This is a genomic window from Klebsiella sp. 141240 (genome assembly GCF_050600805.1).
Classification (GTDB): Bacteria; Pseudomonadota; Gammaproteobacteria; order Enterobacterales; family Enterobacteriaceae; genus Klebsiella; species Klebsiella aerogenes.
On sequence record NZ_JAQIRK010000001.1, the window covers coordinates 262,571 to 288,679 of the forward strand.

28 protein-coding genes, 1 tRNA gene and 1 pseudogene are annotated in these 26,109 nt (G+C 55.2%); 15 read left to right on the forward strand and 15 right to left on the reverse strand.

All coding sequences use genetic code 11. From position 1 onward, the window contains the following. Positions 1-169: 169 nt before the first annotated feature. Both PGQ95_RS01210 and PGQ95_RS01215 read left to right on the forward strand, forming a co-directional pair. Entirely contained in the window at positions 170-958 is a 789-nt protein-coding gene (locus tag PGQ95_RS01210) for a winged helix-turn-helix domain-containing protein (protein ID WP_430916763.1), read from the forward strand. A gap of 1 nt (position 959) precedes the next feature. Next, the gene (locus PGQ95_RS01215) at positions 960-1,478 is read left to right on the forward strand and encodes a hypothetical protein (RefSeq protein WP_045391971.1); all 519 of its coding nucleotides are present in this window, start codon (positions 960-962) and stop codon (positions 1,476-1,478) included. A 96-nt stretch (positions 1,479-1,574) separates the two neighbouring features. Here the strand turns inward: PGQ95_RS01215 and PGQ95_RS01220 are convergent. Beyond that, positions 1,575-1,911: pseudogene (locus PGQ95_RS01220) on the reverse strand (DEAD/DEAH box helicase); the annotation flags it as partial. Between the two features lie 204 nt (positions 1,912-2,115). On the opposite strand from PGQ95_RS01220, the gene PGQ95_RS01225 reads away from it, so the two are divergent. Then, complete coding sequence (locus tag PGQ95_RS01225) at positions 2,116-2,925, forward strand: DUF4225 domain-containing protein (RefSeq protein ID WP_430916765.1); 810 nt, start codon at positions 2,116-2,118, stop codon at positions 2,923-2,925. Here the strand turns inward: PGQ95_RS01225 and PGQ95_RS01230 are convergent. The 4 genes from PGQ95_RS01230 to PGQ95_RS01245 all read right to left on the reverse strand — a co-directional run bounded on the left by PGQ95_RS01230 (position 2,922) and on the right by PGQ95_RS01245 (position 5,718). Then, a complete protein-coding gene (locus PGQ95_RS01230; protein ID WP_113373009.1) occupies positions 2,922-3,236 on the reverse strand; it encodes a hypothetical protein in 315 nt (104 codons plus the stop codon). The two genes, PGQ95_RS01225 and PGQ95_RS01230, sit on opposite strands and share 4 nt — an antisense overlap. Before the next feature lie 606 nt (positions 3,237-3,842). After that, positions 3,843-3,916 (reverse strand) — tRNA-Gly (locus PGQ95_RS01235). Positions 3,917-3,996: 80 nt separating this feature from the next. Beyond that, on the reverse strand, positions 3,997-4,716 hold the full coding sequence (gene actS, locus PGQ95_RS01240; RefSeq protein ID WP_430916767.1) for an amidase activator ActS: 720 nt from the start codon (positions 4,714-4,716) through the stop codon (positions 3,997-3,999). 87 nt (positions 4,717-4,803) lie between these two features. After that, the gene (locus PGQ95_RS01245) at positions 4,804-5,718 is read right to left on the reverse strand and encodes a LysR family transcriptional regulator (RefSeq protein ID WP_101705733.1); all 915 of its coding nucleotides are present in this window, start codon (positions 5,716-5,718) and stop codon (positions 4,804-4,806) included. Between the two features lie 211 nt (positions 5,719-5,929). Here PGQ95_RS01245 and PGQ95_RS01250 point away from each other — a divergent pair, with 211 nt between their 5' ends. From PGQ95_RS01250 to idi, 4 genes are read left to right on the forward strand one after another with little or no spacing between them, the layout of a single operon-like run. Beyond that, positions 5,930-7,423, forward strand: a complete 1,494-nt coding sequence (locus PGQ95_RS01250; RefSeq protein ID WP_015369801.1) for a UbiD family decarboxylase — start codon at positions 5,930-5,932, stop codon at positions 7,421-7,423. 11 nt (positions 7,424-7,434) lie between these two features. Then, positions 7,435-8,013: a UbiX family flavin prenyltransferase gene (locus PGQ95_RS01255; RefSeq protein WP_045359429.1), complete on the forward strand. Its 579-nt coding sequence runs from the start codon at positions 7,435-7,437 to the stop codon at positions 8,011-8,013. A gap of 12 nt (positions 8,014-8,025) precedes the next feature. Continuing rightward, complete coding sequence (locus PGQ95_RS01260) at positions 8,026-8,742, forward strand: DUF554 domain-containing protein (RefSeq protein WP_004144724.1); 717 nt, start codon at positions 8,026-8,028, stop codon at positions 8,740-8,742. A 53-nt stretch (positions 8,743-8,795) separates the two neighbouring features. Continuing rightward, positions 8,796-9,350: an isopentenyl-diphosphate Delta-isomerase gene (idi, locus tag PGQ95_RS01265; protein WP_087859747.1), complete on the forward strand. Its 555-nt coding sequence runs from the start codon at positions 8,796-8,798 to the stop codon at positions 9,348-9,350. Between the two features lie 106 nt (positions 9,351-9,456). Here the strand turns inward: idi and lysS are convergent, their stop codons facing one another. The 5 genes from lysS to xerD all read right to left on the reverse strand — a co-directional run bounded on the left by lysS (position 9,457) and on the right by xerD (position 15,539). Next, positions 9,457-10,974: a lysine--tRNA ligase gene (lysS, locus tag PGQ95_RS01270; protein WP_015369798.1), complete on the reverse strand. Its 1,518-nt coding sequence runs from the start codon at positions 10,972-10,974 to the stop codon at positions 9,457-9,459. 9 nt (positions 10,975-10,983) lie between these two features. After that, a protein-coding gene (gene prfB / locus PGQ95_RS01275; protein WP_096335406.1) for a peptide chain release factor 2 occupies positions 10,984-12,082 on the reverse strand; the annotation gives its coding sequence in 2 pieces (ribosomal slippage) (positions 10,984-12,006 and positions 12,008-12,082; 1,098 coding nt in all). Positions 12,083-12,167: 85 nt separating this feature from the next. After that, positions 12,168-13,901, reverse strand: coding sequence for a single-stranded-DNA-specific exonuclease RecJ (recJ, locus tag PGQ95_RS01280; protein WP_430916769.1), 1,734 nt, complete (start codon positions 13,899-13,901; stop codon positions 12,168-12,170). Positions 13,902-13,906: 5 nt separating this feature from the next. Continuing rightward, complete coding sequence (gene dsbC, locus PGQ95_RS01285) at positions 13,907-14,620, reverse strand: bifunctional protein-disulfide isomerase/oxidoreductase DsbC (protein ID WP_087859749.1); 714 nt, start codon at positions 14,618-14,620, stop codon at positions 13,907-13,909. A gap of 22 nt (positions 14,621-14,642) precedes the next feature. Next, on the reverse strand, positions 14,643-15,539 hold the full coding sequence (xerD, locus tag PGQ95_RS01290; RefSeq protein ID WP_015703420.1) for a site-specific tyrosine recombinase XerD: 897 nt from the start codon (positions 15,537-15,539) through the stop codon (positions 14,643-14,645). A gap of 100 nt (positions 15,540-15,639) precedes the next feature. On the opposite strand from xerD, the gene fldB reads away from it, so the two are divergent. Then, positions 15,640-16,161: a flavodoxin FldB gene (gene fldB, locus PGQ95_RS01295; RefSeq protein WP_015369793.1), complete on the forward strand. Its 522-nt coding sequence runs from the start codon at positions 15,640-15,642 to the stop codon at positions 16,159-16,161. A 7-nt stretch (positions 16,162-16,168) separates the two neighbouring features. Here fldB and PGQ95_RS01300 read toward each other — a convergent pair whose 3' ends face one another. After that, positions 16,169-16,579, reverse strand: coding sequence for a protein YgfX (locus tag PGQ95_RS01300; RefSeq protein ID WP_015369792.1), 411 nt, complete (start codon positions 16,577-16,579; stop codon positions 16,169-16,171). Further along, positions 16,560-16,826 carry an FAD assembly factor SdhE gene (gene sdhE / locus PGQ95_RS01305; RefSeq protein ID WP_015369791.1) on the reverse strand — a complete coding sequence of 89 codons (267 nt, stop codon included), beginning with the start codon at positions 16,824-16,826 and terminating at the stop codon, positions 16,560-16,562. The genes PGQ95_RS01300 and sdhE overlap by 20 nt, the downstream gene beginning before the upstream one ends. A 223-nt stretch (positions 16,827-17,049) precedes the next feature. Here sdhE and ygfZ point away from each other — a divergent pair, with 223 nt between their 5' ends. Then, positions 17,050-18,033 (forward strand): tRNA-modifying protein YgfZ, encoded by a 984-nt coding sequence (ygfZ, locus tag PGQ95_RS01310; protein ID WP_087859750.1) that lies wholly within the window; start codon positions 17,050-17,052, stop codon positions 18,031-18,033. A 98-nt stretch (positions 18,034-18,131) separates the two neighbouring features. Here ygfZ and trhA read toward each other — a convergent pair whose 3' ends face one another. Further along, positions 18,132-18,791 (reverse strand): PAQR family membrane homeostasis protein TrhA, encoded by a 660-nt coding sequence (gene trhA / locus PGQ95_RS01315; protein WP_008806429.1) that lies wholly within the window; start codon positions 18,789-18,791, stop codon positions 18,132-18,134. 164 nt (positions 18,792-18,955) lie between these two features. Further along, positions 18,956-19,267: a N(4)-acetylcytidine aminohydrolase gene (gene yqfB, locus PGQ95_RS01320; RefSeq protein ID WP_015369789.1), complete on the reverse strand. Its 312-nt coding sequence runs from the start codon at positions 19,265-19,267 to the stop codon at positions 18,956-18,958. A 50-nt stretch (positions 19,268-19,317) separates the two neighbouring features. On the opposite strand from yqfB, the gene PGQ95_RS01325 reads away from it, so the two are divergent. The 6 genes from PGQ95_RS01325 to PGQ95_RS01350 all read left to right on the forward strand — a co-directional run bounded on the left by PGQ95_RS01325 (position 19,318) and on the right by PGQ95_RS01350 (position 25,248). Beyond that, positions 19,318-20,046: a MurR/RpiR family transcriptional regulator gene (locus tag PGQ95_RS01325; protein ID WP_087859751.1), complete on the forward strand. Its 729-nt coding sequence runs from the start codon at positions 19,318-19,320 to the stop codon at positions 20,044-20,046. A gap of 119 nt (positions 20,047-20,165) precedes the next feature. Beyond that, positions 20,166-21,599 (forward strand): 6-phospho-beta-glucosidase BglA, encoded by a 1,434-nt coding sequence (gene bglA / locus PGQ95_RS01330; protein WP_032712496.1) that lies wholly within the window; start codon positions 20,166-20,168, stop codon positions 21,597-21,599. Positions 21,600-21,723: 124 nt separating this feature from the next. Beyond that, a complete protein-coding gene (locus PGQ95_RS01335; protein ID WP_015369786.1) occupies positions 21,724-22,083 on the forward strand; it encodes a copper resistance protein in 360 nt (119 codons plus the stop codon). 49 nt (positions 22,084-22,132) lie between these two features. Beyond that, a complete protein-coding gene (locus tag PGQ95_RS01340) occupies positions 22,133-24,142 on the forward strand; it encodes a protein-disulfide reductase DsbD family protein (RefSeq protein ID WP_430916773.1) in 2,010 nt (669 codons plus the stop codon). Position 24,143: 1 nt separating this feature from the next. After that, a complete protein-coding gene (locus tag PGQ95_RS01345; protein ID WP_113373025.1) occupies positions 24,144-24,755 on the forward strand; it encodes a DsbA family protein in 612 nt (203 codons plus the stop codon). Next, positions 24,745-25,248, forward strand: a complete 504-nt coding sequence (locus PGQ95_RS01350) for a protein disulfide oxidoreductase (protein WP_213316563.1) — start codon at positions 24,745-24,747, stop codon at positions 25,246-25,248. The genes PGQ95_RS01345 and PGQ95_RS01350 overlap by 11 nt, the downstream gene beginning before the upstream one ends. Before the next feature lie 111 nt (positions 25,249-25,359). Here the strand turns inward: PGQ95_RS01350 and PGQ95_RS01355 are convergent, their stop codons facing one another. Next, the gene (locus PGQ95_RS01355; RefSeq protein WP_087859756.1) at positions 25,360-26,103 is read right to left on the reverse strand and encodes an SDR family oxidoreductase; all 744 of its coding nucleotides are present in this window, start codon (positions 26,101-26,103) and stop codon (positions 25,360-25,362) included. Positions 26,104-26,109: the final 6 nt, after the last annotated feature.

Sequence of the window (26,109 nt, forward strand, 5' to 3'; positions counted from 1 at the left end):
TAGTGAAAGAAAGGAAGGAGAATGAATGATGACATAAAGAATATTAAAATATTGTTATGTAAATGATAATAAAGCGATCTATGGCACAACCTCTTTTTATAAATGAATTATGTTATGCTGTTGCTTCCCCCACTCGAATGCGAGATATCCTGCTTTAAAGGAGACATCAGTGATTTCTCATATACCAATAAACAAAATTAAATCCGTAATTATTGGTGATGGTTTAGTTTTCAGACCACTTAAAAATACCCTAAAAGACGTGGCATCTGGTGAAATAGCTACATTGAATAATGTGGCCACACAATTACTGCTCTATTTGTTGCAAAATGGTAAAGAGATATCTTCGCGCGATGAAATTCTGCTGAATGTTTTTCAGCAGAATGGCGCCAGAGCTACGGATGCGAATCTTAACCAGCACATTTCATTTTTGCGTAAAGCCATTACGTCAACAGGTCATCCTGCAGAACTCATCGTTACCATTCCTCGTATTGGATTTCGGATGGGCGACGTCAATATCAATATTCAGCAAATGGAAGACGCGCAAACGGCCGCCAGAGTTGCCTATGTTGCATCGACGCCGAGGAGAAAGAAACCAAACCGGTGGCCTGTCGCTATCACAGCGTTAATTACCAGCATCGCCGTGCTGGCGACAGCGTGGTTAACATGGATACCCAATCATATCGCCATGACGGACGCGGCTATCTTGCGCACCATCGACTACGAGCAATGCCGTGTACATATATTAGGAAATGCCCTCACAGACACGATAAGCGAAAAGAAAGCGCTGGATATTTTCAAGTCCGTGGGGATTAGCCCCAACTGCTCGCACCCTAAAGATCTGTATCTTAATACCTGGGCGAGCAACCATAACCTGGTTGATTGGTCGTTTGCCGCTGAATGCGGCCTCAACCTCGGCTATTACCATTGCATCAGCCAGTATCGCCATCATGAGGAATGATATGAAGCAGGAAAGCGATCACTCTTTTTTACTCTGGTCAGTCGTAATCGTCATTATTGGGCTGGCAGCAATCGCTTATTTGATTATCACTGGGAATGCTAAAAAACAAGAAATCAGTTTTTCCTGCTCCTCGGAATTCACGTCGATACTCGACATCCAGAATACCAAAAAGGAACTCCACGGAATCATGCTGATTACCAGCTACAACTCCGGGCACCTTTCATTATCAGTGCAAGGAAAGCTCAAAAGCGATGACGGCGAGTTTGCTGTAAACCGAAAATTGTTCTTTCGGTATGCTCGTCCGCTTGGACATACTGCCGGCGTTTTCATGCTCACTCCCGAGGGACGCGAAAAATCCCCCGATGATGAAGCAACGGACGCTGTCGATTATCTTTTCTTCGACGCTTACGAACGTGCCGACAAGCTGTATATGTTAAAGCGGCTGAATGAGGAAACGGTTCTTATTGGCGATAACTTTTCACCCCGCTTTGCCTGCGTAATGAATCACTTCGCGGATTAATCACCTTCTGGATATGCGTCGGGTTAAGGATGACCTGATGTATCTCTCTGAATCGCCACGGATGATCGGTCATAGAGTCAGCGCCCAGCTTTAGCAGATTCTTTTCAGGATGGAATCATCGCAAATCAGGAACTCGCGGCAGGCTTTGAGAAAAGCATTCTGTCCGGTTGTCGATTCGGGGACGGCGTGCTCGCGCGGTTTCAATGTGGCATCGTCCAGGCGAACGCCGGGGAAGTCTGGCGGCAGTGGCTCAATATAACGAGCAGGCTCTTTATTTAGCCATTGCTCAGTCTCTGCGCGGCAGGTGTGGGTCTTACGGCCAATTCCGTTCGCCTCTTTCCATTCACGGAACGACATAACAGAATCGTCAGCGTTAAGTCTGCGTATTAAACGCAGCCTGTACTAGCTTCCGCTTGATGGGACATTGCTTATTACACTGGTGACGCGCTCGCAGTCCTGCCCGTACTCCAGGACGTTTGAAACGTCGGACAATAAAAATAGAGAATTACCATGTGGAGTCTCCGAGTTTGATTATGTGTTCGTTCCGCTAAAATCAGACGTTGGGAAAGGCATTTCCTGTTGTCTTCGACCTTACTGCACGTAAAATGACCAGACACATTTTGGGAAGGAGTCTTTAATGGATATTGCGCTGCTCAACAGGGGCTGGAACAGAACATGGTCAGATACCATGGTGAATCTTGAAGCCCGGAAACTCGTCGAAACAGCAAACCGACTGTCAGCATTCTATTTGCAAGATGGTATTACACGAATCAAGTTTGTCGAAGAGATAAAACAGGTTGTAGATAAAGAATTTGAAACTGCACGACGGGCCAAAACCGATGAAGAATGCATTGCATGCATCAAAAATCTGCGTGCCGAAACAGATAATCTGCAAGAACAAGAACGCCTGTTAAGAACCAGAGCCGCCCAACTTTATGCAAAGGTCGAGTTTGTCAGGGAAAACAATAAAATCGTCGGTTATGTTATATCCGCTGTAAATGTGGTGCTATCAGGCGTGGTTCTCTTTGGTGGCTTTATGATGTTATCCACTATGGGGCCGATTGGTATGCTGGCTGGGGCAGTCCTGATTGCCGATGGAATGAACGGATTAACGAAAGAAGTGCTCAACTTTGATCAGCCAGCAGGACATAAACCCTCGCAAGGCATCATTGCTGACTCCGCGATGCATACGGCCCAGTTCATGGGATTTAATCCTAACACGGGCCTGGCTCTCTATAATGGTGTTACTCTTGGTGCCAGTGTGTACAGCATTGTAGGTCTCGCTCGAAAAACTGGAGCCTGGAGATTATTCCGTTGGCTTCCACACGATTACTATCGCAAAGTCAGCACAATGAACACTCCTAAGCTAACAATGAAGATTGTCGGGTATGGTGTTAAAGCAAAAGTGATTTTCGATCTATTGACAACAGAAAATGGAACCAGTTAATCCTTGATAGTTTTTCGGTAACGCCAGGATTTATAGGAAATTACCGGCGGCTGTGCAAAGAACATAATGGCAGCCCCAAAGATCATCGCCAGCCCCCATGCAAATGCTCTATCAGGTGAGCTGAAGACGATAAGTAGCAGTAGGATTAAGGCACACACAGCCACCACTCCCGCCAAGGTAACAAATCGCCTGGCGAGGTCATTTATGGCCTCTCCAAGCGTTCCTCCATATTTTTCAATATTGCTTTTTATCTTCTGCAATTCAGGCTGCGTAAACCCTGAACGTAACAAAGCCTCATCAGTCACTTTCATATCGTCTCGTCCCTTATCTTCCAGAAGTGCTTTCCCAATCGCTGATTGTGCAAGCAATCATACTGATGAATTTTACAGCAATCCACATGATGTTTATGCAATGTATCAGATTTCAGACAATAGAAGCCATAACGCCCCGTTAGTGGTACAAGCAACAAGCGTAGCGACTTCATCAGGCCAACCTGGTTGGTTTCGCTTTGCGAAAGTCATCAGTGATCAAATCAGATTGTCAGAAGGATCACACCTTATCAGGGTGCTCGTGTATCTTTCGGAGCGTGAGCGAAGCGCTGGCAGAACCTGCATATCGTGTGCAGGTACGTTTACCACTATTCACCTGTTTACGCAGCCACAAGGCCACACGTCGGGCTTAAATGCGTGTGATCAATCTGTTCGGGAGTTATGCCAGGTATGCGGCTTTTTGTTCGTTGTTGTACTGTCGCGGTATGAACGATGGAACGACTGCCAGTGTGAAGATATGCTCCCCTGTACCACAGACCAATCACGCGACAGGTGCGGGCGTAGTACAATGGGTAGTTTAAGTTGTACCTGTAAAGCAGAGCAACGTAACTGATTGAATAATCTAACTTATTGATTAGAAATAAGATTTGGAGCGGGCGAAGGGAATCGAACCCTCGTATAGAGCTTGGGAAGCTCTCGTTCTACCATTGAACTACGCCCGCGAAGAGGTGCGAAAAGCATTATAGACCTTACGCACCCTGTGGCAAGCCCGGATTGGGCTAACTGCTGATAAAATAACCTTTTAGCACTTAGGCTTACTGCCTTGCGGCGGCAGATAACGCAGCGGGTCGATGGCCGTGGCGCGATAGCGAATCTGGAAATGCAGCCGTACGGAATCGGCGTCCGTACTGCCCATGGTCGCAATCTGCTGGCCAATCTTCACGCTCTGGCCGTTATTAACCATCATCTTATCGTTATGCGCATACGCGGTGATGTAATCCTCGTTATGCTTAATCATGATCAGGTTACCGTAGCCGCGCAGCTGATTGCCGACGTAGACCACCTTACCGGAGCCGGCGGCGTAAACCGGCTGGCCGCGGGTACCGGCGATATCAATACCTTTATTGCCGCCATCGCGGGTGGAGTACGGCATCACCACCTTACCGCTGGTCGGCCAGCGCCAGCAGCGCTGCCCCACCGGCGGCCATGAGGACTGCGGCACCGCCGATGATGGCGTTACGGAGGCTGTGCGGGTACTGGAGGATTTTTTCCCGGCGGTGCTGCTTTTTGCTTTCGAACCGCCGTTAAGATTCAGCTTCTGTCCGACTTCAATAGTGTATGGCGGAGAGATGTTATTCAGGCGCGCCAGATCGCGTACGCTGGTGCCAGTGCTACGGGAGATCGCATACAGCGTATCGCCGCGCTTCACGGTATAGGTGGAACCAGAATCGGATGTACTGGAACAGCCGGCTAACACCAGGCTACCAAGCAGCATCATCGCGATATAAAAGCGTGTTTTCATCAGGCGTCCTGCACTCAACGGTTTCTCATCTCGGCGTCATGGGCGAATATCATACCAGCCCGATGGACGATCCCCAATGTTCTACGCTTATTCTACGACCTCTACTCCCTTCGGCGCGTTAAATGGATAACCTCCGGCGATAATATCCATCAACGCCGGGAGATACGACATTGACGGTAATTTCACCAGCGCCGGATAAAATATCTGCGGCGAGGGGAAGACATCAACCACATAGCAATGAGGCAGTTTTTCAGCATTCACTTCCGAGGATGGCAACAACGTCGCCGCTTCCAGTCCGCCCTCCAGCCAGTCGAGGATCACCCCTGGTTGGGTAATATGCATAATCACCTTCGCACTGACGCCGGATTTACGAAACAGATCCATCAGCATCTCATAGGTGCCGGAATCTTTCGCCCGGTGAAGCAGCACCAACGGCATCTTCGCCAGCGCGTTATAATCGAAGGGATTAGACGGCGGCTGCGGCAGACATTTTTTATTAATGACGGCTACCAATTTTATCGGGTCAAAGGAGACATAATCGAAACCCTCACTACGGTAGGGCCGCTGTATTAAGGCCAGGTCGATAGCGCCTTCATTTAATAACGTTTCCAGATGACTTGAATCGGTCACCGAGATATTTATTGCCGTTTCTGGATTTCGCCGATAGAGCTCCATTAATAAAGGCTGAAAATAGTTTTGATAAAGATGAGTTAAGCCAACGCGCACTTCCGCACGGGTCTTTTGCGCAATATCGGCCGTTTCCCTGGCGGTATCTTCCACCTGGCGTAATATTTCACAACCCTTACGATAAAGAAAATAGCCTGCTTCCGTTGGTTCAATACGGTTGCCGCGGCGTTCAAAAAGCGACACCTGCAGCTCTTCTTCCAGCTCCTGTATCCGCTTACTGAGCGGCGGCTGCGCCATGTTGAGCGATTTCGCCGCCTGGCTAACCGAGCCATGTTCGACCACCCGGCAAAAATAGCGTAAGCGTTTCAGATCCATTATCTAACCCCTCTTTATCTGCAGGTCAGTATTGCACTAATGGAATCAAATAAAAAGCCGCGGCAATCCCTCCATTTTAATTAATCATTTCTTAACAGCTTTTTAAATTAAACCTTTTTGATCTACTGACCATCCGGTAAACGGTATTTGTTTAATTAAACGAACAAAAATATTGTGCGGTTAGCAAAATTGCTTTCCCAAAGGAACACTCATGGCACACTCAGATAAAAAAGCGCCGTCATCGGTGCATGATTTACGCTCTGCCCTGGCGCTACTAAAAACGCTACCTGGCGAGTATGTTGAAACCGATACTGAAGTCGATCCCCACGCCGAGCTCTCCGGCGTTTATCGCTACGTGGGCGCCGGCGGTACCTGCCAGCGTCCGACGCGTAAGAACGGCCCGGTGATGGTATTTAACAATATTAAGGGCTTCAATGACATTAGCGTAGCCATCGGTCTGAACGGTTCACGCCAGCGCGTCAGCCAGTTCCTGCAGTGCGAACCGGCGAAACTGGGTCACCTGTTGAAAGACTCCGTTGAAAATGCCATTGCCCCGACCATGGTGCAGGGCGCGGCGGTATGCCAGGAAGTGGTTCACCTCGCAAGCGATGATGATTTCGATCTACGCAAGCTGCTGCCTGCGCCAACCAACACCGAAGAAGACGCTGGCCCGTATATCACCATGGGCCTGTGCTATGCCTCCGACCCGCAAACCGGTGAATCCGATATCACCATTCATCGTCTGTGCGTACAGAGCCGCGATGAACTCTCAATGTGGCTGACGCCGGGCCGCCATATCGATGCCTTCCGCATGAAGGCGGAAGCGGCGGGACAGCCGCTGCCGATCTCGATTAGTATCGGCGTGGACCCGGCTATCGAAATCGCCGCCTGCTTTGAACCGCCGACCACCCCGCTGGGCTTTGATGAGCTAAGTATCGCCGGCGCGCTGCGCGGCCATCCGGTGGAGATGGTGCAGTGTAAAACCATTAATGAAAAAGCCATCGCCCACGCCGAAATCGTTATCGAAGGCGAACTGTTGCCGAACGTACGCGTGCGTGAAGATCAAAACACCAATACCGGCCGCGCCATGCCGGAGTTCCCTGGCTATACCGGCGAAGCCAAAGAGGCGATTCCGGTCATTAAAGTTAAAGCGGTTACCCATCGTATCAACCCCATCTGGCGCACCACCGTCGGGCCAGGCGAAGAACATGTCAACATGGCCGGGATCCCGACCGAAGCCAGTATTCTCGATATGGTAGAACGCGCCATGCCGGGCAAATTGCTCAACGTCTTCGCCCACTCGGCAGGCGGCGGCAAGCTGCTCGCGGTGCTGCAATTCAAAAAGTCGTCTCCAGCCGATGAAGGCCGCCAGCGCCAGGCTGCGCTACTGGCGTTCTCCGCCTTCCCGGAACTCAAACACGTTATTCTGGTAGATGAAGATGTTGATATTTTCGATAGCGACGACGTGCTATGGGCGATGCAAACCCGTTACCAGGGCGATGTCGATACCGTGGTGATCCCTGGCGTACGCTGCCATCCGCTCGACCCGTCGCAGGTGCCGGAATACAGCCCCAGCATTCTGCAGCAGGGAATGTCGTGTAAAACCATTTTCGACTGCACCGTACCGTTCCATCTGAAGCACAACTTTGAGCGCTCTAAGTTCAAAGCGGTTGATGTAAAACGTTTCCTGCCGGATTTCGAATAAGGGCAAATACCATGACACCACGCATCATCATTGGCATTAGCGGCGCTTCCGGATTCCAGTACGGCGTCAAAGCGCTGGAGCTTCTGCGGCCGCAGGCGGTAGAAGTGCACCTTGTGGTCTCCAAAGGCGCGGAAAAGACCTGCGAGCTGGAAACGGACTACCGCTTAGACGAAGTGATGGCGCTGGCTGACGTGGTACACCCTATCAACCATCTGGGCGCATCTATCTCCAGCGGATCGTTTAAAACGCTGGGGATGTTAGTCGCCCCCTGCTCAATGCGGTCATTGGGCGCTATCGCCCACTGTCTCACCGATAATCTGCTCACCCGCGCGGCGGACGTGGTGCTGAAGGAACGCCGTCGGCTGGTGTTGTTAGCGCGCGAGACCCCGCTCAACCTCGGCCATATACGCAATATGGCGGCGGTTACCGAGATGGGCGGCATCATCTTTCCACCGGTTCCGGCGCTCTATCAACGCCCGCAAAGCGCAGATGACATTATTACCCATAGCGTGAACCGCGCGCTCGACCTCTTTGACCTTGAGGTCAATAACATCCCGCGCTGGGGTGAAGGCGCGCTGCATTACGCGTAACAGGAACTCGCAATGTTAATTGGTCCATATGTAAATGGTTCCGCCGTGATTATCGGCGGATTGATCGGCGCAATGGCCGGAGGCAAACTTCCGGAACGCGTCAAAACCGCGCTACCGATGACCTTTGGTCTCTGTTCGGTTGGCCTGGGCATCACCCTGGTGCTGAAGGTGAAATATATGCCGGCGGTAGTGCTGGCAATGGTACTCGGCGCTTTCCTCGGCGAACTGCTGCATCTGGAAAAACGCATCGGCAGCGCGGCGGGTTCAACACGTGGCTTGATTAATAAAGTTTTGCCGCCCGTTCAGGGGTTAGGTCATGAAGAATTCACCGAAAAATTCGTCGCTATCCTGGTGCTGTTTTGCGCCAGCGGTACCGGTATTTTCGGCGCCATGACCGAAGGTATGAGCGGCGATCCGTCGATCCTGTACATTAAAACGATCCTCGATCTGTTCACCGCCGGGATATTCGCAACCCTGCTGGGCTACGCGGTGATGACCATCGCTATCCCGCAGATCGTTATTCAGGTGGCGCTGGCGATGCTGGCGGTGTTTATTCTGCCGATGATCACCCCGTCAATGATGGCGGATTTCTCCTGCGCCGGTGGATTGCTGATGGTAGCGACCGGGTTGCGCATCTGTAACATCAAGCTTTTCCCTGTCGCCAACATGCTACCAGGGCTTGTTTTGGTAATGCCTTTCTCCCATTTATGGGCTACCCTAGTGGCCTGAGTACATGACCCGGCGGGTTTGTGCCGGGTCATTTATTTTTTTCAGGAGTCGTCATGGCCGGGGAACACGTCATTTTGCTGGATGAGCAAGATAAACCCACAGGTATGCTGGAGAAGTATGCCGCCCACACGCTCGATACCCCTTTGCATCTCGCATTTTCCTGCTGGTTGTTCAATGAGCAAGGCCAGTTCCTGGTCACGCGCCGTTCGCTTAGCAAAAAAGCCTGGCCCGGCGTGTGGACTAACTCGGTGTGCGGACATCCGCAACAGGGCGAGACCTTCGAGCAGGCCGTCACCCGGCGCTGCCGCTTCGAACTGGGCGTCGAGATCGCTGATATTGCCCCCGTCCATCCGGCCTTCCGCTACCGCGCCGTCGCACCGAATGGCATCGTCGAAAACGAAGTGTGCCCGGTTTTTGCCGCACGCGTGGTCAGCGAGCTGCAACCGAATGATGATGAAGTAATGGGTTATCAGTGGGTTGAGCTGACGGAAATGTTAAGCGCGCTGGCCGCTACCCCGTGGGCCTTTAGCCCGTGGATGGTACTGGAAGCCCAAAACAAAAACGCGCGTCAGGCGTTAATAGACTTTGTCGCGCGTTTACGTGCGTAACCGCGAGTGACGAGCATTAAAGACCCAGGCTACGCCAGCGACGAACCTTGACATCAGACATAAAAAAACCCGGCAAGCCGGGTTTTTTACTTTTCGCGAGAAGCGATTATTTCTGCGGACGCATCGCCGGGAACAGAATAACGTCGCGGATGGTGTGGCTGTTAGTGAACAGCATCACCATACGGTCGATACCGATGCCCAGACCGGCGGTCGGCGGCAGGCCGTGTTCCAGCGCGGTGACATAGTCTTCGTCGTAGAACATCGCTTCGTCGTCACCGGCGGCTTTCGCATCAACCTGATCCTGGAAGCGCTGCGCCTGATCTTCGGCGTCGTTCAGCTCGCTAAAGCCGTTACCGATTTCGCGGCCGCCGATGAAGAATTCAAAGCGGTCGGTGATTTCCGGGTTCACGTCGTTACGACGGGCCAGCGGAGAGACTTCTGCCGGGTATTCGGTGATGAAGGTCGGCTGGATCAGATGCGCTTCCGCCACTTCTTCGAAGATCTCGGTCACGATACGGCCCAGACCCCAGCTCTTCTCAACTTTGATGCCGATAGACTCAGCGATCGCTTTCGCGGAATCGAAGTTATCCAGATCCGCCATCTCGGTTTCTGGACGGTATTTCTTGATGGCTTCACGCATGGTCAGTTTTTCGAACGGTTTGCCGAAATCGAAAGTCTGATCGCCGTAAGGCACGGCAGTATTACCGAGGATGTCCTGCGCCAGAGTACGGAACAGGGATTCGGTCAGCTCAATCAGATCTTTATAATCCGCATACGCCATATAGAGTTCCATCATGGTGAACTCTGGGTTGTGGCGAACGGAGATCCCTTCGTTACGGAAGTTACGGTTGATTTCGAAAACGCGTTCGAAGCCGCCAACCACCAGACGCTTGAGGTACAGTTCCGGCGCGATACGCAGGTACATGTCCAGATCCAGCGCGTTATGATGGGTGATGAACGGACGCGCGGAAGCGCCGCCTGGGATCACCTGCATCATCGGGGTTTCCACTTCCATAAAGCCGCGGCCAACCATGAACTGACGGATGCCAGCCAGGATCTGCGAACGTACTTTGAAAGTGTTACGGGATTCGTCGTTGGAGATCAGATCGAGGTAACGCTGACGGTAGCGCGCTTCCTGATCCTGCAGGCCGTGGAATTTGTCCGGCAGCGGGCGCAGGGCTTTGGTCAGCAGACGCAGCTCGGTGCAGTGGATGGACAGCTCGCCGGTTTTGGTTTTGAACAGCTTACCGCGGGCGGCGATGATGTCGCCGAGATCCCATTTTTTGAACTGATCGTTGTAGACGCCTTCCGCCAGGTCATCGCGGGCGACGTACAGCTGAATGCGGCCGCCGACATCCTGCAGGGTAACGAAAGACGCTTTACCCATGATACGACGGGTCATCATGCGGCCAGCAACGGCCACTTCGACATTCAGCGCTTCCAGCTCTTCGTTTTCTTTGGCATCGAAGTCAGCGTGCAGTTGGTCAGAGGTATGGTCACGACGGAAATCGTTCGGGAATGCGACGCCCTGCTCACGCAGCGCAGCCAGCTTCTCACGACGGGTTTTCAGTTCATTATTAAGGTCAATTGCCGCGTCAGCGCCCTGTGCTTGTTGTTCAGACATGTTGGTTCCTCATAACCCTGCTTTCAAACTTGCTTCGATAAATTGGTCCAGGCTGCCATCGAGCACCGCCTGAGTGTTGCGGGTTTCCACCCCGGTGCGCAGATCTTTAATACGCGAGTCGTCCAGCACGTAAGAGCGGATCTGGCTGCCCCAGCCGATGTCGGATTTGTTATCTTCCATCACCTGCTTCTCGGCATTTTTCTTCTGCATTTCCAGCTCATAAAGCTTCGCTTTCATCTGCTTCATGGCCTGGTCTTTGTTCTTGTGCTGCGAACGGTCGTTCTGACACTGCGTCACCAACCCGGTCGGGATATGGGTAATACGCACCGCGGATTCCGTACGGTTAACGTGCTGACCACCGGCGCCGGAGGCGCGGTATACGTCGATACGCAGGTCGGCCGGGTTAATTTCGATATCGATATCGTCATCAACTTCCGGATATACGAACGCCGAGCTAAAGGAGGTATGACGGCGGCCGCCGGAATCGAACGGGCTCTTACGCACCAGGCGGTGAACGCCGGTTTCAGTACGCAGCCAGCCGTAGGCGTAATCGCCAATGATTTTGATGGTCACGGATTTAATGCCCGCGACTTCACCTTCGGATTCTTCGATGATTTCGGTCTTAAAGCCGCGCGCTTCCGCCCAACGCAGGTACATGCGCATCAGCATGCTGGCCCAGTCCTGGGCTTCGGTGCCGCCGGAACCGGCCTGAATATCAAGATAGCAGTCGGCGCTATCATATTCGCCGGAGAACATGCGGCGGAACTCAAGCTGCGCCAGCTTCTCTTCCAGCCCGTCCAGCTCGGCAACCGCTTCGTTGAAGGTCTCTTCGTCTTCGGCTTCTACCGCCAGCTCCAGCAGTCCGGCGACATCTTCCAGACCCTGGGTCATCTGATCCAGCGTTTCGACGATAGCTTCCAGGGAAGAACGTTCTTTACCCAGCGCCTGTGCGCGCTCAGGTTCGTTCCAGACGTCCGGCTGTTCCAGCTCGGCGTTTACTTCTTCGAGACGCTCTTTCTTCGCATCGTAGTCAAAGATACCCCCTAAGAACGTCGGAGCGCTCCGTGAGGTCCTGAATGCGGTTTTTTACCGGATTTATTTCAAACATGGTCGGTTTCTTTTAATGGATTTGTCAAAATGCGGTGATAAGAGCGGAATTCTACCGGATTCGCGCCCTTATTAATACACTGTTGTCAATTTGGCCAGAGGTGATCGATGATCAGCTGCAGGCTACGGTTGCCGCGGAACTCGTTGATGTCGAGCTTGTAGGCTAACTGTACTTCACGCACGCCGTTATCCGGCCAAATGGAAGTATCGATGTTGAAGGCAATACCGTCCAGCAGCGGCCCGCCGTCAACCGGTTCGACCATCACTTTCAGGTGACGCTCGCCCACCAGCCGCTGCTGCAGCAGGCGGAAACGGCCATCAAACAGCGGTTCCGGGAACATCTGCCCCCATGGCCCGGCATCGCGCAGCATCTGCGCCACTTCCATGCTCATCTCCGCGGCCGCCAGCGGGCCATCGGAAACCACCTCGCCCTGCAATAATGCGGGATCCAGCCACTCGGTCACCAGCTCGCCGAAGCGCTGTTGAAACTCCTCAAAACGCGCCTCTTCCAGCGATAAGCCCGCCGCCATCGCGTGGCCGCCAAACTTCAGGATTAACCCAGGATAAAGCGTATCAAGGCGCTCCAGCGCATCGCGCATGTGCAGCCCCTGAATAGAGCGGCCAGAACCTTTGAGCGTGCCGTCGCCGGTAGGCGCAAAAGCGATAACCGGGCGATGGAAGCGCTCTTTAATCCGTGATGCCAGGATGCCGACCACCCCCTGATGCCATTGCGGATGGTACATCGCCAGCCCGCCGGGCAGGGTCTCGCTACTACGTTCCAGTTTCTGACACAGGGTCAGCGCTTCGGCCTGCATCCCCTGCTCAATCTCTTTACGCGTTTGATTGAGCGCATCGAGCTCGTTGGCCAGCACTCGCGCCTCGCCGATGTTATCGCACAGCAGCAGCGCGACGCCGACGGACATATCATCCAGTCTCCCCGCAGCGTTCAGGCGCGGCCCGAGGGCGAAACCAAGGTCGCTGGCGGCAAGCTTTTGCGGATCGCGGTTGGAAATTTCCAGCAGCGCTTTAATCCCTGGCCGACATTTCCCGGCGCGAATGCGGCTTAACCCCTGCCAGGTCAGGATGCGGTTGTTGGCATCCAGCGGCACGACGTCCGCAACGGTGCCCAGCGCCACTAAATCCAGCAGCTCGGCAAGGTTTGGCGCGGCGATACCGCGGGCCTCGAACCAGCCGTTATCTCGCAGGAAAGTACGCAGCGCCAGCATCAGATAAAACGCCACCCCAACCCCGGCCAGCGATTTTGACGGGAAGTCGCAATCGCGCAGGTTAGGGTTAACGATAGCTTCCGCCGCCGGCAGCGTATCGCCCGGTAGATGGTGATCGGTCACCAGCACCGGGATGCCGAGCGCATGGGCGTGATCGACGCCGGCATGTGATGAAATGCCGTTATCGACGGTCATGATCATCTGCGCGCCGCGCGCGTGCGCCTGATCGACCACTTCCGGGCTTAAGCCGTAGCCGTCTTCAAAACGGTTCGGCACCAGATAGGAGACGTTGCCGTAGCCCAGCGCGCGTAGCGCCAGCACGCTAAGGGCGGTACTGGTGGCGCCATCGGCGTCAAAATCGCCGACCACCACAATATGTAGCCCTTTCTGGAAAGCGTCATGCAGCATCTCAGCGGCCTTTTCAACGCCGGTAAGCTGCGTCCATGGCAACATGCCTTTGACGCCGCGTTCCAGCTCCTGCGCGCTGCGCACGCCGCGGCTGGCATACAGCCGCTGCAGCAGCGGCGGCAGGTCGGCGGGAAGGTCGACGCCGTCAACCGCCTCGCGGCGGCGTAGTTGTATCTGTTGTTTCACGCGAATCAGTTACCGCTTGTCTGTTTTTGATGCTCGTCGAGGAAAGCTTTAAGCTCTTTCGGCCCCTGATAACCTGGTAGCACCATACCATTGCTGAGGACCATCGCCGGGGTACCGTTGACGCCCATCTGTACGCCAAGCGTGTAGTGTTTAGCGATATCCACATTGCAGCTCGCCGGCTGTACGCCCTTACCGTTCATGGCGTCATCCAGCGCTTTATTGCGATCTTTCGCACACCAGATCGCTTTCATATCCTGCTCGGCCTGGCTTTGCAGCCCCTGGCGCGGGAAGGCCAGATAGCGCACGGTGATCCCCAGCGCGTTATAGTCGCTCATCTGCTCGTGCAGTTTATGGCAGTAGCCGCAGGTGATGTCGGTAAAGACGGTAATGACATGCTGCTCCTTCGGCGCTTTATAGACAATCATCTCTTTGGCTAAGGCGTTCAGCTTACCGACCAGCAACTGGTTGGTGACGTTAACCGGCTGCGCGCCGCTGACGTCGTACATCGGTCCCTGAATAATGTGTTTGCCATCGTCAGTGACGTACAGCACGCCGCTGTCGGTAAGCACCGTGCTCATCCCGGAAACCGGCGACGGTTGAATATCGGTGCTCTGCACACCCAGTTTCGCCAGCGACTGTTTGATCGCCGCGCTATCGGCATGCGCCGCGCCGGAGAGTGAAGCCGCCAGCAGGGTGAACATCAATAAACCTTTTTTCATACTCAGTCCTTTTATTCAGCACTCACGCCCGCGGGTGATGCTGTTGATGAAGTTGTCGTAAACGTTCGGTCGCCACGTGGGTGTAGATCTGCGTGGTGGAGAGATCGCTGTGTCCTAACAGCATCTGCACCACGCGTAAATCGGCACCGTGATTGAGCAAATGTGTGGCGAACGCATGACGCAAGACGTGCGGGGAGAGCTTCGCGCTGTCGATCCCCGCCAGTACGGCATAGTGTTTAATGCGGTGCCAGAAGGTCTGGCGCGTCATCTGCTGCGCGCGCTGGCTGGGGAAAAGCACGTCCGAAGCCACACCGTTCAGCAGCCACGGGCGGCCGTATTCAAGGTAATTTTCTACCCATGACACCGCCTCTTCGCCCAGCGGCACCAGCCGCTCTTTGTTGCCTTTACCAATGACCCGCAGTACGCCCTGTCGCAGGCTGATATCGCTCATCGTCAGGCCAACCAGTTCGGAGACGCGCAGGCCGGTGGCATACAGCACTTCCAGCATCGCCTTATCGCGCAACTCCAGCGGTTGCTCCACCAGCGGCGCCTGCAGCAGACGCTCAACCTGCGCCTCGCTGAGATCTTTCGGCAGCCGCTGCGGCAGCTTCGGCGAAGCCAGCAGCGCGCTGGGATCGTCCGGGCGGACTTTCTCCCGGTACAAATGCTGGAAGAAGCGGCGCACGGCGCTAAGCAGCCGCGCGGTACTGGTCGCTTTGTAGCCGCCGGTTTGCCGCTCGGCCAGCAGCGCCTGCAGATCGTCGCTGCCGACGCTCGCCAGCGACAGCCCGCGATGATGCAGCCACTCCACTAACATCGTCAAATCGCGACGATAGGCGCTGAGCGTGTTCTCCGCCAGATTACGCTCCAGCCAAAGGGCATCGAGAAACTGTTCAATTTGTGCCAGATCCTGTTTCACATCGGCCTCTTTGTTCGTTATACACCCTCATTATGCCTTAAGAGGCCGCCTTTCTGGTACACTGGGCGCAATTCACGGCAAGAATTGAGACGTTTACGCGATGAATATAGGTCTTTTTTACGGCTCCAGTACCTGCTACACCGAAATGGCCGCGGAAAAAATCCGCGATATCATCGGCCCCGAGCTGGTGACGCTGCATAATCTGAAAGATGACTCCCCCGCGCTGATGAGCCAGTACGATGTTCTGATCCTCGGCATCCCGACCTGGGATTTCGGCGAAATTCAGGAAGACTGGGAAGCGGTCTGGGAACAGCTCGACGCCTTAGATCTGAATGGCAAAATCGTCGCGCTGTACGGCATGGGCGATCAGCTTGGTTACGGCGAATGGTTCCTTGACGCACTGGGGATGCTGCACGATAAGCTGGCGACCAAAGGCGTGAAGTTTGTCGGCTACTGGCCAACCGAGGGCTATGAGTTCACCAGCCCGAAACCGGTTATCGCCGATGGCCAATTGTTTGTCGGCCTGGCGCTGGATGAAACCAATCAATACGACCTGAGCGATGAGCGCATCCAGAACTGGTGCGAGCAGATCCTCGGCGAAATGGCGGAGCACTTCGCCTGATCCTGAGTTAGTCGTGCGCCGGTTTTTGCAGCACCAGCCGGCGCAAATCCCGCCATTCTCCCGCATCCATGCTATCCGCCGCCACCCACAAATGCTGGCTACGGCCGGTTTCCGCATGCTTCAGGCGCAGCAGCATACCGCTGCTGATAACCCATGGCGTCCCGACGATATCCCATTCCGTTTTTTGCCACCGTAAACGGGAATCGATCAACAGCTTAATTTCTCCCTGGCAGGCGTGGATCCGCCGCTGGCTGCGCACGCAGTCAAACACCACCAGCGATAGCAACAGGAGCCAAATCGGGGTGTAGCTTAACGGCCAGGGCATGAGCAGCACTATCGCCGCCACCACCCCGTGCAGCAGCAGCGAGAACCACTGCGAACGCCAGGAAATACGTAAATCAGATTGCCACAGGACCACGTTCCCGATTCCGAGTCTGGATTAAATTAATCATCCGTTGAAGTTGCGCATCTGCCGGCTTGCCGTGATTCATCAGCCAGTTAAACAGATCCGGATCATCGTTCTCCAGCAAACGGATGAACAGGCGCTTGTCGTCATCGCTGAGCGTGTCGTACTCATACTCGAAAAACGGCATGATGGAGATATCGAGTTCGCGCATACCGCGGCGGCATGCCCAGTGGATGCGAGCTTTGTTGTTAATGTCCATGTTGTCCTTCCAGCATCAAGATATAGCTTAGTTTAACCCTTTTTAGGCACTTACTTTACAGTAATATCGCCTTGTGCGAGCAGCATTCCATAAAAGCCCAACATCCGGTTGGCTATTCACCGCATCCGGAGGGCACAAATGGCTTGCCGAAAGCGCTTGCATTGCACCATAGCTCTTTTACCATTAGTCATTCACTCTGCGTTAAGCTATTCAGGATATGACTATGGCTTTTACACCTTTTCCTCCGCGTCAGCCCTCTTCTTCCGCTCGTCTGCCGTTAACGCTGATGACGCTGGATGATTGGGCGCTGGCGACGATTACCGGTCCGGATGGCGAGAAGTATCTGCAGGGGCAGATCACCGCCGATGTCAGCCATTTAACCGCCGATCGGCATCTGCTTGCCGCGCACTGTGATGCCAAAGGCAAAATGTGGAGCAACCTGCGCGTCTTCCACCGCGACGGCGGTTTCGCGTGGATTGAGCGCCGCAGCCTGCGCGAAGCGCAGCTGACCGAACTGAAAAAATATGCCGTCTTCTCCAAAGTCACCATCGCCGCAAACGACGATCTGGTCCTGCTGGGCGTTGCCGGTTTCCAGGCGCGCGCCGCGCTGGCGCCGCTGTTCGCTGCGCTGCCGGATGCCGGTAAACCGGTGGTCACCGAAGGCGTGACCAGCCTGCTGTGGTTTGAACACCCTGCCGAACGCTTCCTGCTGGTGACCGATGCCGACACCGCCAACCGGGTGACGGACGCGCTGCGCGGCGAAGCGCAGCTTAACAACAGTCAGCAGTGGCTGGCGCTGAACATCGAGGCCGGTCTGCCGGTTATCGACAGCGTAAACAGCGCGCAGTTCATTCCGCAGGCGACCAACCTGCAGGCGTTGGGCGGTATCAGCTTCAAGAAAGGCTGCTACACCGGCCAGGAAATGGTCGCCCGGGCGAAATTCCGCGGCGCCAATAAACGCGCGCTGTGGACGCTGGCGGGTACCGCCAGCCGGGTGCCGGAAGCCGGGGAAGATCTGGAGCTGAAAATGGGCGACAACTGGCGTCGCACCGGTACGGTGCTGGCAGCCGTACAGTTGGATGACGGAAGCCTGATGGTCCAGGTGGTGATGAATAACGATATGGAACCGGACAGCGTGTTCCGCGTGCGTGACGATGCCGGCAGCCTGAGCATCAAGCCATTGCCGTATTCGCTGGAAGAAGATTAAGGAACAGTTCCCGGCTTGCGGCGCTTGCGCCTCAGCCGGGCTACCAGGCCGCAGAATATTGTAGCCACGGTAAGCGCAGCGCCACCGTGGAAGTTTGATCAGGACTGGCCGACGTAAAGATAAATCGCCAGGAAATGACACACGCTGCCGCCGAGCACGAAACCGTGCCAGATAGCGTGGTTATAAGGAATACGTTTACAGACGTAGAAGATGACCCCCAGCGAGTACACCACCCCGCCAACCGCCAGCAACGTTACGCCGCCCACCGCCAGCTTCACCGCCAGTTGATAGACTACGATAAGCGACAGCCAGCCCATCGTCAGATAGGTCACCAGCGACAAAATTTTAAAGCGGTGCGCGATAGTCAGCTTAAACAGGATCCCCAGTAGCGCCAGGCTCCAGATGACAATCATCAACCCCTTTGCCAGCGGCGAATTCAATCCCACCAGCAAAAATGGCGTGTAGGTTCCGGCAATCAGCAAGTAGATGGCGCAGTGGTCGAATTTCTTCAGCCACTGTTTCGCCCGCTGATGCGGGATAGCGTGATAGAGCGTGGAAGCGAGGAACAGCATAATCATACTGCCGCCGTACAGGCTGTAGCTGGTGATCGCCGTCGCGCTGGCGTTCGTGTCTACCGCCTGCACCAGCAGCAACACAAGGCCGACAATACCGAACACCAGCCCGATCCCGTGACTGATGCTGTTGGCAACTTCCTCTGCCAGAGAATATCCCTGAGTGATTAATGGTTTGCGAACCATATTTTGACTCCGTGAAAACAAGAACGCTTTCATTGCCCACTTAGGTTAACTGAGAATGATTCCAGTGAACACCTGTTAGCTAAAATAAAACGATGTATATTTGTAAACACATTAAAATCATAGTGTTACAACAATATTTCAACTAACAGTTGTGCTGGTTTTATTTAAAGGCGTTTGAATTCAATAACATAAAACCGATCTTCCGCAGGATAGATTTCACTGATGACCTGCCGCAGTTGTTCGAGGGTCATATTCTCCTGTTGAGCATGCTGTTCAGTTAGCGTGTCGAGGGTCACCGTCGAGGTCGCGGTAACGGCGATAGTGCAAAAGTAGCCGTCATCTTCATAGCGTCCGACGCGCAGCACGTCACCGGGCTTAAAGTGCGACTCCGCCGCATCGCGAATGGTGATCGTTTTGCGCCCGGCGAGGATGTCGTCCTGAAAACGCTGAAAAAAGGTAATGTCATTAGCCTGCATGATATAATTCCGTCCTGGTCTTTATGAATTGTGAGTTCGCCACTGTGAGTATGTTCTCCCACGCCGCTGTCGCCAGTCTCAATAATCTTGAGATGATGGTCTACCACTACGTCATTAAGAATCGTGACAAAGTGATGTACATGACTATTCGCGAACTGGCCGAGGCCGCCGGGGTCTCCACCACCACCGTGTTGCGCTTCTGCCGCAAACTGCAGTGCGAGGGCTACTCTGAATTTCGCGTACGCTTTAAATTATATCTTGAGCAGAACGAGCCTCAACAGGCAAATATCGGCGCCAGCGAAATAATGAGCTTTTTTAAAAGCGTCAATAACGATGAGTTCGATCAATTGCTCGAACAAGCCGTCGATATTATTCTCTCCTCCGAACGTATTATTTTCGTCGGCGCCGGCACCTCCGGCGCGCTGGCGAAATATGGCGCTCGCTTCTTTTCTAACGTCGGGAAATTCAGCAACCATATTGACGATCCTTATTTCCCGGTCACCAATGACATGGCCCGCAATGCGCTGGCGATTGTGCTTTCCGTCTCCGGCGAAACCGAAGAGATTCTTCGCTTTGCCAGCCAGTTCAGTCTGCATCACTGCAAGGTGATGTCGATTACCAGCCATGAGCATTCGCGGCTGGCAAAACTGGCTGATTTCAATCTCTCCTGGCACGTGCCGCAAACGCGCATCGGCGGCGTTTACGATATTACAACGCAGATCCCGGTGATATATATTCTCGAAACCCTGGGGCGTAAATTAGCGCGCAAAATCGGCTAAAAATAACAGCCTGTTTTTCCGATGTAACATATTACTTTTAGCGGAATTTGTTATATCGTGACATTCAATTTCGCTTTGCTAGACTCAATCGCAATAGTTATTCATAGAGATTAGCAAAGATGAAAAAATTGACTCTTCCAAAAGACTTTTTGTGGGGCGGCGCGGTCGCCGCGCATCAGGTTGAAGGCGGCTGGAATAAAGGCGGCAAAGGCCCCAGCATCTGCGACGTTTTAACCGGCGGGGCGCACGGCGTGCCGCGCGAAATCACCCAACAGGTCGAGGCGGGTAAATATTACCCTAACCATGAAGCGGTTGATTTTTACGGCCACTACAAAGAAGACATCAAACTGTTCGCCGAGATGGGTTTCAAGTGCTTCCGCACCTCTATTGCCTGGACCCGCATCTTCCCGCAGGGCGACGAAACCCAGCCGAATGAAGAAGGGCTGAAATTCTACGATGACATGTTTGATGAACTGCTGAAGTACAACATCGAGCCAGTGATCACCCTTTCCCACTTTGAAATGCCGCTGCATCTGGTACAGCAGTACGGCGGTTGGACCAACCGCAAAGTGGTCGATTTCTTTGTGCGCTTCGCCGAAGTCGTCTTTGAGCGCTATAAGCACAAAGTGAAATACTGGATGACCTTTAACGAGATCAATAACCAGCGTAACTGGCGCGCGCCGCTGTTCGGCTACTGCTGTTCCGGCGTGGTCTATACCGAGCATGAAAACCCGGAAGAGACCATGTACCAGGTGCTGCATCACCAGTTCGTCGCCAGCGCGCTGGCGGTGAAAGCGGCGCGGCGCATCAACCCGGAAATGCAGGTCGGCTGCATGCTGGCGATGGTCGCCCTCTACCCTTACTCCTGCAAACCGGAAGATGTCATGTTTGCCCAGGAGTCGATGCGCGAACGCTATGTCTTTACCGATGTCCAGCTGCGCGGTTACTACCCGAGCTATGTGTTGAATGAATGGGAACGCCGCGGCTTCAACATCAAGATGGAAGACGGCGACGCGCAGATCCTGCGTGAAGGCACCTGCGCCTATCTCGGCTTCAGCTACTACATGACCAACGCGGTGAAAGCCGAAGGCGGCACCGGCGATGCCATTTCCGGCTTCGAAGGTAGCGTGCCGAACCCGCACGTTAAAGCCTCCGACTGGGGCTGGCAGATTGACCCGGTTGGCCTGCGCTACGCCCTGTGCGAACTGTATGAGCGCTACCAGAAGCCGCTGTTTATCGTGGAAAACGGCTTTGGCGCCTACGACAAAGTAGAAGCCGACGGCAGCATCAACGATGACTACCGCATCGATTATCTGCGCGCCCACGTCGAAGAGATGATAAAAGCGGTGACTTATGACGGCGTTGATCTGATGGGTTATACCCCATGGGGCTGCATCGACTGCGTCTCCTTCACCACCGGCCAGTACAGCAAACGCTACGGCTTCATCTACGTCAATAAACACGACGACGGCACCGGCGACATGTCCCGCTCGCGCAAGAAGAGCTTTAACTGGTACAAAGAAGTCATCGCCAGCAACGGCGAGAATCTGTAATTAACCGCCCTCTCCCGGCCGGGAGGGGGCAAATCACTTATCCGCCAGACACTTCTTTACAGCTTTACCATTGCTAAAACGCGTTCGCCCGATAAGATAGGCCTCGTGAATATTTGAGGCGACCATGATTAAGCGACAACGCAAAGCCATTCTTCTTGTACTCCTTGCCTGCCTGGTGGTGCTGATCTGCACCGCCCAGAGAATGGCGGGGATGCATGCGTTGGTGATGAACGTCACGGCCGCCAGCCAATCCGCTCAACCTGGCCCAGATAATGCCGAGGCGCCGGTTTCCCCCTGCGAACTCAGCGCCAAGTCGCTGATGGCCGTTCCGCCGATGCTGTTTGAAGGGGCGCTATTAGCGATCGCTCTGCTGCTGGCGGTGCTGGCGGCCATCCCGCCGCGCATCGAGCGAATCTGGCCTCCCCGCGTCATTTCTCCTCCCCGATTGCGGGTGCATCTACGATTATGCGTCTTCCGTGAGTGATTAATTCTCCTGACAGCTCAGGTTAATTTATTACTTACGGAGAAAATTTATGTTTATGGTATTCAGGCGACTGCTGGTCTGCCTGCTTTGGCTATGGCTGCCCGTCAGCCAGGCCGCCGATAGCGGCTGGCTGCATGTCGCCGACAATCAACACGCCAGCGTGCGCCTGCGGGCGCAAAGCGAAAGCAATGGCGACACCCGCCTGCTTTTAGACGTAGCGCTGGAAAAGGGCTGGAAAACCTACTGGCGTTCGCCGGGCGAAGGCGGCATCGCGCCGGCTATCACCTGGCGCACGCCGCTGGAGGTGAACTGGCGCTGGCCGACGCCGCAACGCTTCGACGTCGCGGGTATTTCCACTCAGGGGTATCACGGCGACGTTAGCTTCCCGATGACCCTGCGCGGCAAAATACCGCCGACGCTTAGCGGCGTACTGACGCTCTCTACCTGCAGCAATGTCTGTATTCTCACTGACTACCCCTTTTCGCTGGATATGACGGCTCCGGCGGGGGAGCAATTTAATTACGATTTCACCCGCGCGATGGGCACGCTGCCCCTGCGCGACGGTCTCACCTCGGCGCTTAGCGCCAGCTACGTCAGCGGTAAGCTGACGGTAACCGCCCGCCGCGATGCCGGTTGGCAGCAGCCAGCGCTGTTTATTGACAGCATGGAGGATGTCGATTTCGGCAAGCCGAGTTTTACCAGCCGCGGCGATACGTTGACTGCCACCGTACCGGTCACCGATAGCTGGGGCGAAGCGGCGCCGGATCTGAGCGGCAAAACGCTGTCGCTGGTGCTGGCCGATAGCGGTCAGGCGCAGGAAAGCCAAATCGCCATCGCCGCCGGCAGCGCTGCGCCGGGGCTGGCGTTAGGCTGGGTGCTGCTGATGGCGCTGGCCGGCGGGCTTATTCTCAACGTTATGCCTTGCGTGCTGCCGGTGCTGGCGATGAAACTCGGCTCATTGGTGCAAACCGAACGTCGCGAACGCGGCGCGGTGCGGCGGCAGTTCCTCGCCTCGGTATGCGGGATCGTCGTCTCCTTCCTGGCGCTGGCGCTGATGATGACCGCGCTACGCTTAGGCAATCAGGCGCTCGGCTGGGGGATCCAGTTCCAGAACCCGTGGTTTATCGGCGCGATGGCGCTGGTGATGGTGCTGTTCAGCGCCAGTTTATTAGGGCTGTTCGAAATCCGTCTCTCCTCCAGCGCCAGTACCTTCCTCGCCACCCGGGGCGGCAACGGCTTAATGGGCCATTTCTGGCAGGGCGCCTTCGCCACCCTGCTGGCGACGCCCTGTACCGCGCCGTTCCTCGGTACCGCCGTTTCGGTGGCGCTAGTGGCGCCGCTGCCGCTGTTGTGGGGGATTTTCTTCGCCATGGGGATCGGCATGAGCCTGCCGTGGCTGCTTATCGTCGCCTGGCCGGGTCTGGCGCAACGACTTCCACGTCCAGGCCGCTGGATGAATCATCTGCGGGTGGTGCTGGGGTTGATGATGCTTGGCTCAGCGCTATGGCTGGTCAGCCTGTTGACGATCCACATCGGCCGTACGCCGGTGCTTACCCTGCTGGTGATTCTGGCCATCGTCCTGCTCCTGGCCACCGCCTGGCGCTACCGCTGGCGTACGGCGCTGCGAGCGGGCGCTCTGGCCATCGTGGTAGCGGGCGCCGTCGCCTTTGTCGCCCAACAGGACGGCCAGGGCCCGCGTCGCGACCGGGTTAACTGGCAGCCGCTCAGCGAGCAGGCTATCGCTAACGCCCTGGCTGAGCATAAACGGGTATTTATTGATGTCACCGCCGACTGGTGCGTGACCTGTAAAGCCAATAAATACAACGTGCTGCTGCGCGACGACGTCCAGCAGGCGCTATCAGAACCAGACTTGGTCGCCTTACGTGGCGACTGGACCCGCCCCTCCGCCGACATTAGTCAGTTTTTAACCGCTCGCGGCAGCGCCGCGGTGCCGTTTAACCAGATTTACGGACCGGGATTGCCGCAGGGACAGATTCTGCCTGCGCTGTTAGACCGCGAACAACTTCTCGCCACCCTGTCCGCCGCTAAAGGAAAATAACATGAGAGCTATCACCGCCTTATTGCTGCTGTGCGTATCGGCCTTCAGCTTCGCCGCCCCGGCGGAAGAACCACAATCGAACGGTAATGACCAGTTAGCCCAACTGCTGTTTAACGATCCGAATAGCCCGCGCACCGGCGCGAAAGCGCCGAAGCTCACGATCGTCTCGTTTACCGATTACAACTGCCCTTACTGCAAACAGTTTGATCCGATGCTGGAAAAAATCGTCCATGATAATCCGGACATCCAGCTCATCGTTAAGCTGCTGCCGTTTAAAGGGCAGAGTTCGGTGAATGCCGCTAAAGCCGCGCTCTCCACCTGGCGTCAACAGCCCGATAAGTTCTGGGCGCTGCATCAGCGGCTGATGGCGAAAAAAGGCTATCACGATGACGCCAGCATCGCCGCCGCGCAGAAGAAAACCGCCACCGATAGCGTGAATATTGATGACAAGACCATGGATTCGCTGAAAATGAACCTGATTTTGTCGCAGGTGCTGAATATTCAGGGCACCCCGGCGACCATCATCGGCGATCAGATGGTGGCCGGCGCAATCCCTGCTGAAGATCTGGAGGGGCTGGTGAAAGAACAGCTGGCGAAAGCCCGTGGCCAGTAAAATCAGGCGCTGGCTGCGCGAGCTGGCGTTATGGCTGCTGATTGGCGCGGCGGTGAGCCTGGCGGTGGATTATTTTCGCCAGCCCACGCTGCCGCAAAACTTCAGCGCCACATCGCTGCAGACACTCGACGGCAGAACGCTGGATCTGAACGCCATGAGCCAGCAAAAGCCGCTGCTGCTGTACGTCTGGGCGACCTGGTGCGGAGTCTGTCGCTATACCACACCGTCGGTGGCATCGCTTGCCGCCGATGGCGGCAATGTGCTGACGGTAGCCCTGCGTTCCGGCGATAACGCCGCGCTGGAGAAGTGGCTTACCAGGAAGAAAATGGCGCTGCCGACGGTAAATGATCCGAGCGGCCAGCTGGCCCGGCAGTGGGATATCCAGGTGACGCCAACTCTGGTGTTCATTTCTCAAGGCGAGGTGAAGTCGGTTACCACCGGCTGGACCAGCAGTTGGGGAATGCGCCTTAGGCTATGGCTGGCCTCCTGGTAGACCGTCGGGTTACCCGGCTCGCGTTGTTGGGTAGCCCGGATAAGGCGTAGCCGCCATCCGGGAAGGTTTCCCCGGCAAGCGCAGCGCCGCCGGGCAATAGACATCTACGGGTTATTTACCGCCCGCTAGTTCGAGGAAGCTACCCGTCACATACGACGCTTTGTCGCTCAGCAGCCAGGCAATGGCCTGAGCGACCTCTTCCGGCTGGCCGCCGCGCTGCATCGGTAGCGAACTTTTCACCCGGTCCACGCGTCCCGGTTCGCCGCCGGAGGCGTGCATCTCGGTATAAATCAGCCCCGGACGCACGCCGTTTACCCGAATCCCCTGCGCCGCCACTTCCAGAGCCAGCCCGGTGGTCAGGGTATCTACTGCCCCTTTCGACGCGGCATAATCAACGTACTCCCCCGGCGCGCCAAGGCGCGACGCCGCCGACGAAACGTTAACTATCGCCCCGCCCTTGCCACCATGCCGATGCGACATGCGCTTGACCGCCTCGCGACAGCAAAGAAAGTATCCGGTGACGTTGGTGGCCAGCACGCGGTTAATACGCTCGGCGCTCAGGCTCTCCACCGTACATTGGGTAAACAGGATCCCGGCGTTGTTGACCAACGCCGTCAGCGGTTCGCCCATGCGGTCAACCGCCTCAAACATCGCCATCACCTGCGCTTCATCGCTGATATCCGCCCGCAGCGCCGTGGCTTTGCCGCCAGATTCAACAATGGTATTGACCACTTCGGTGGCGGCTTTAATGTTGTGATGATAATTAACCGCGACGGTATACCCTTCCTGCGCCAGCAGCAGCGCCGTCGCCCGTCCTATGCCGCGGCTCGCGCCGCTAATCAGAGCTATCGCCATACCTTT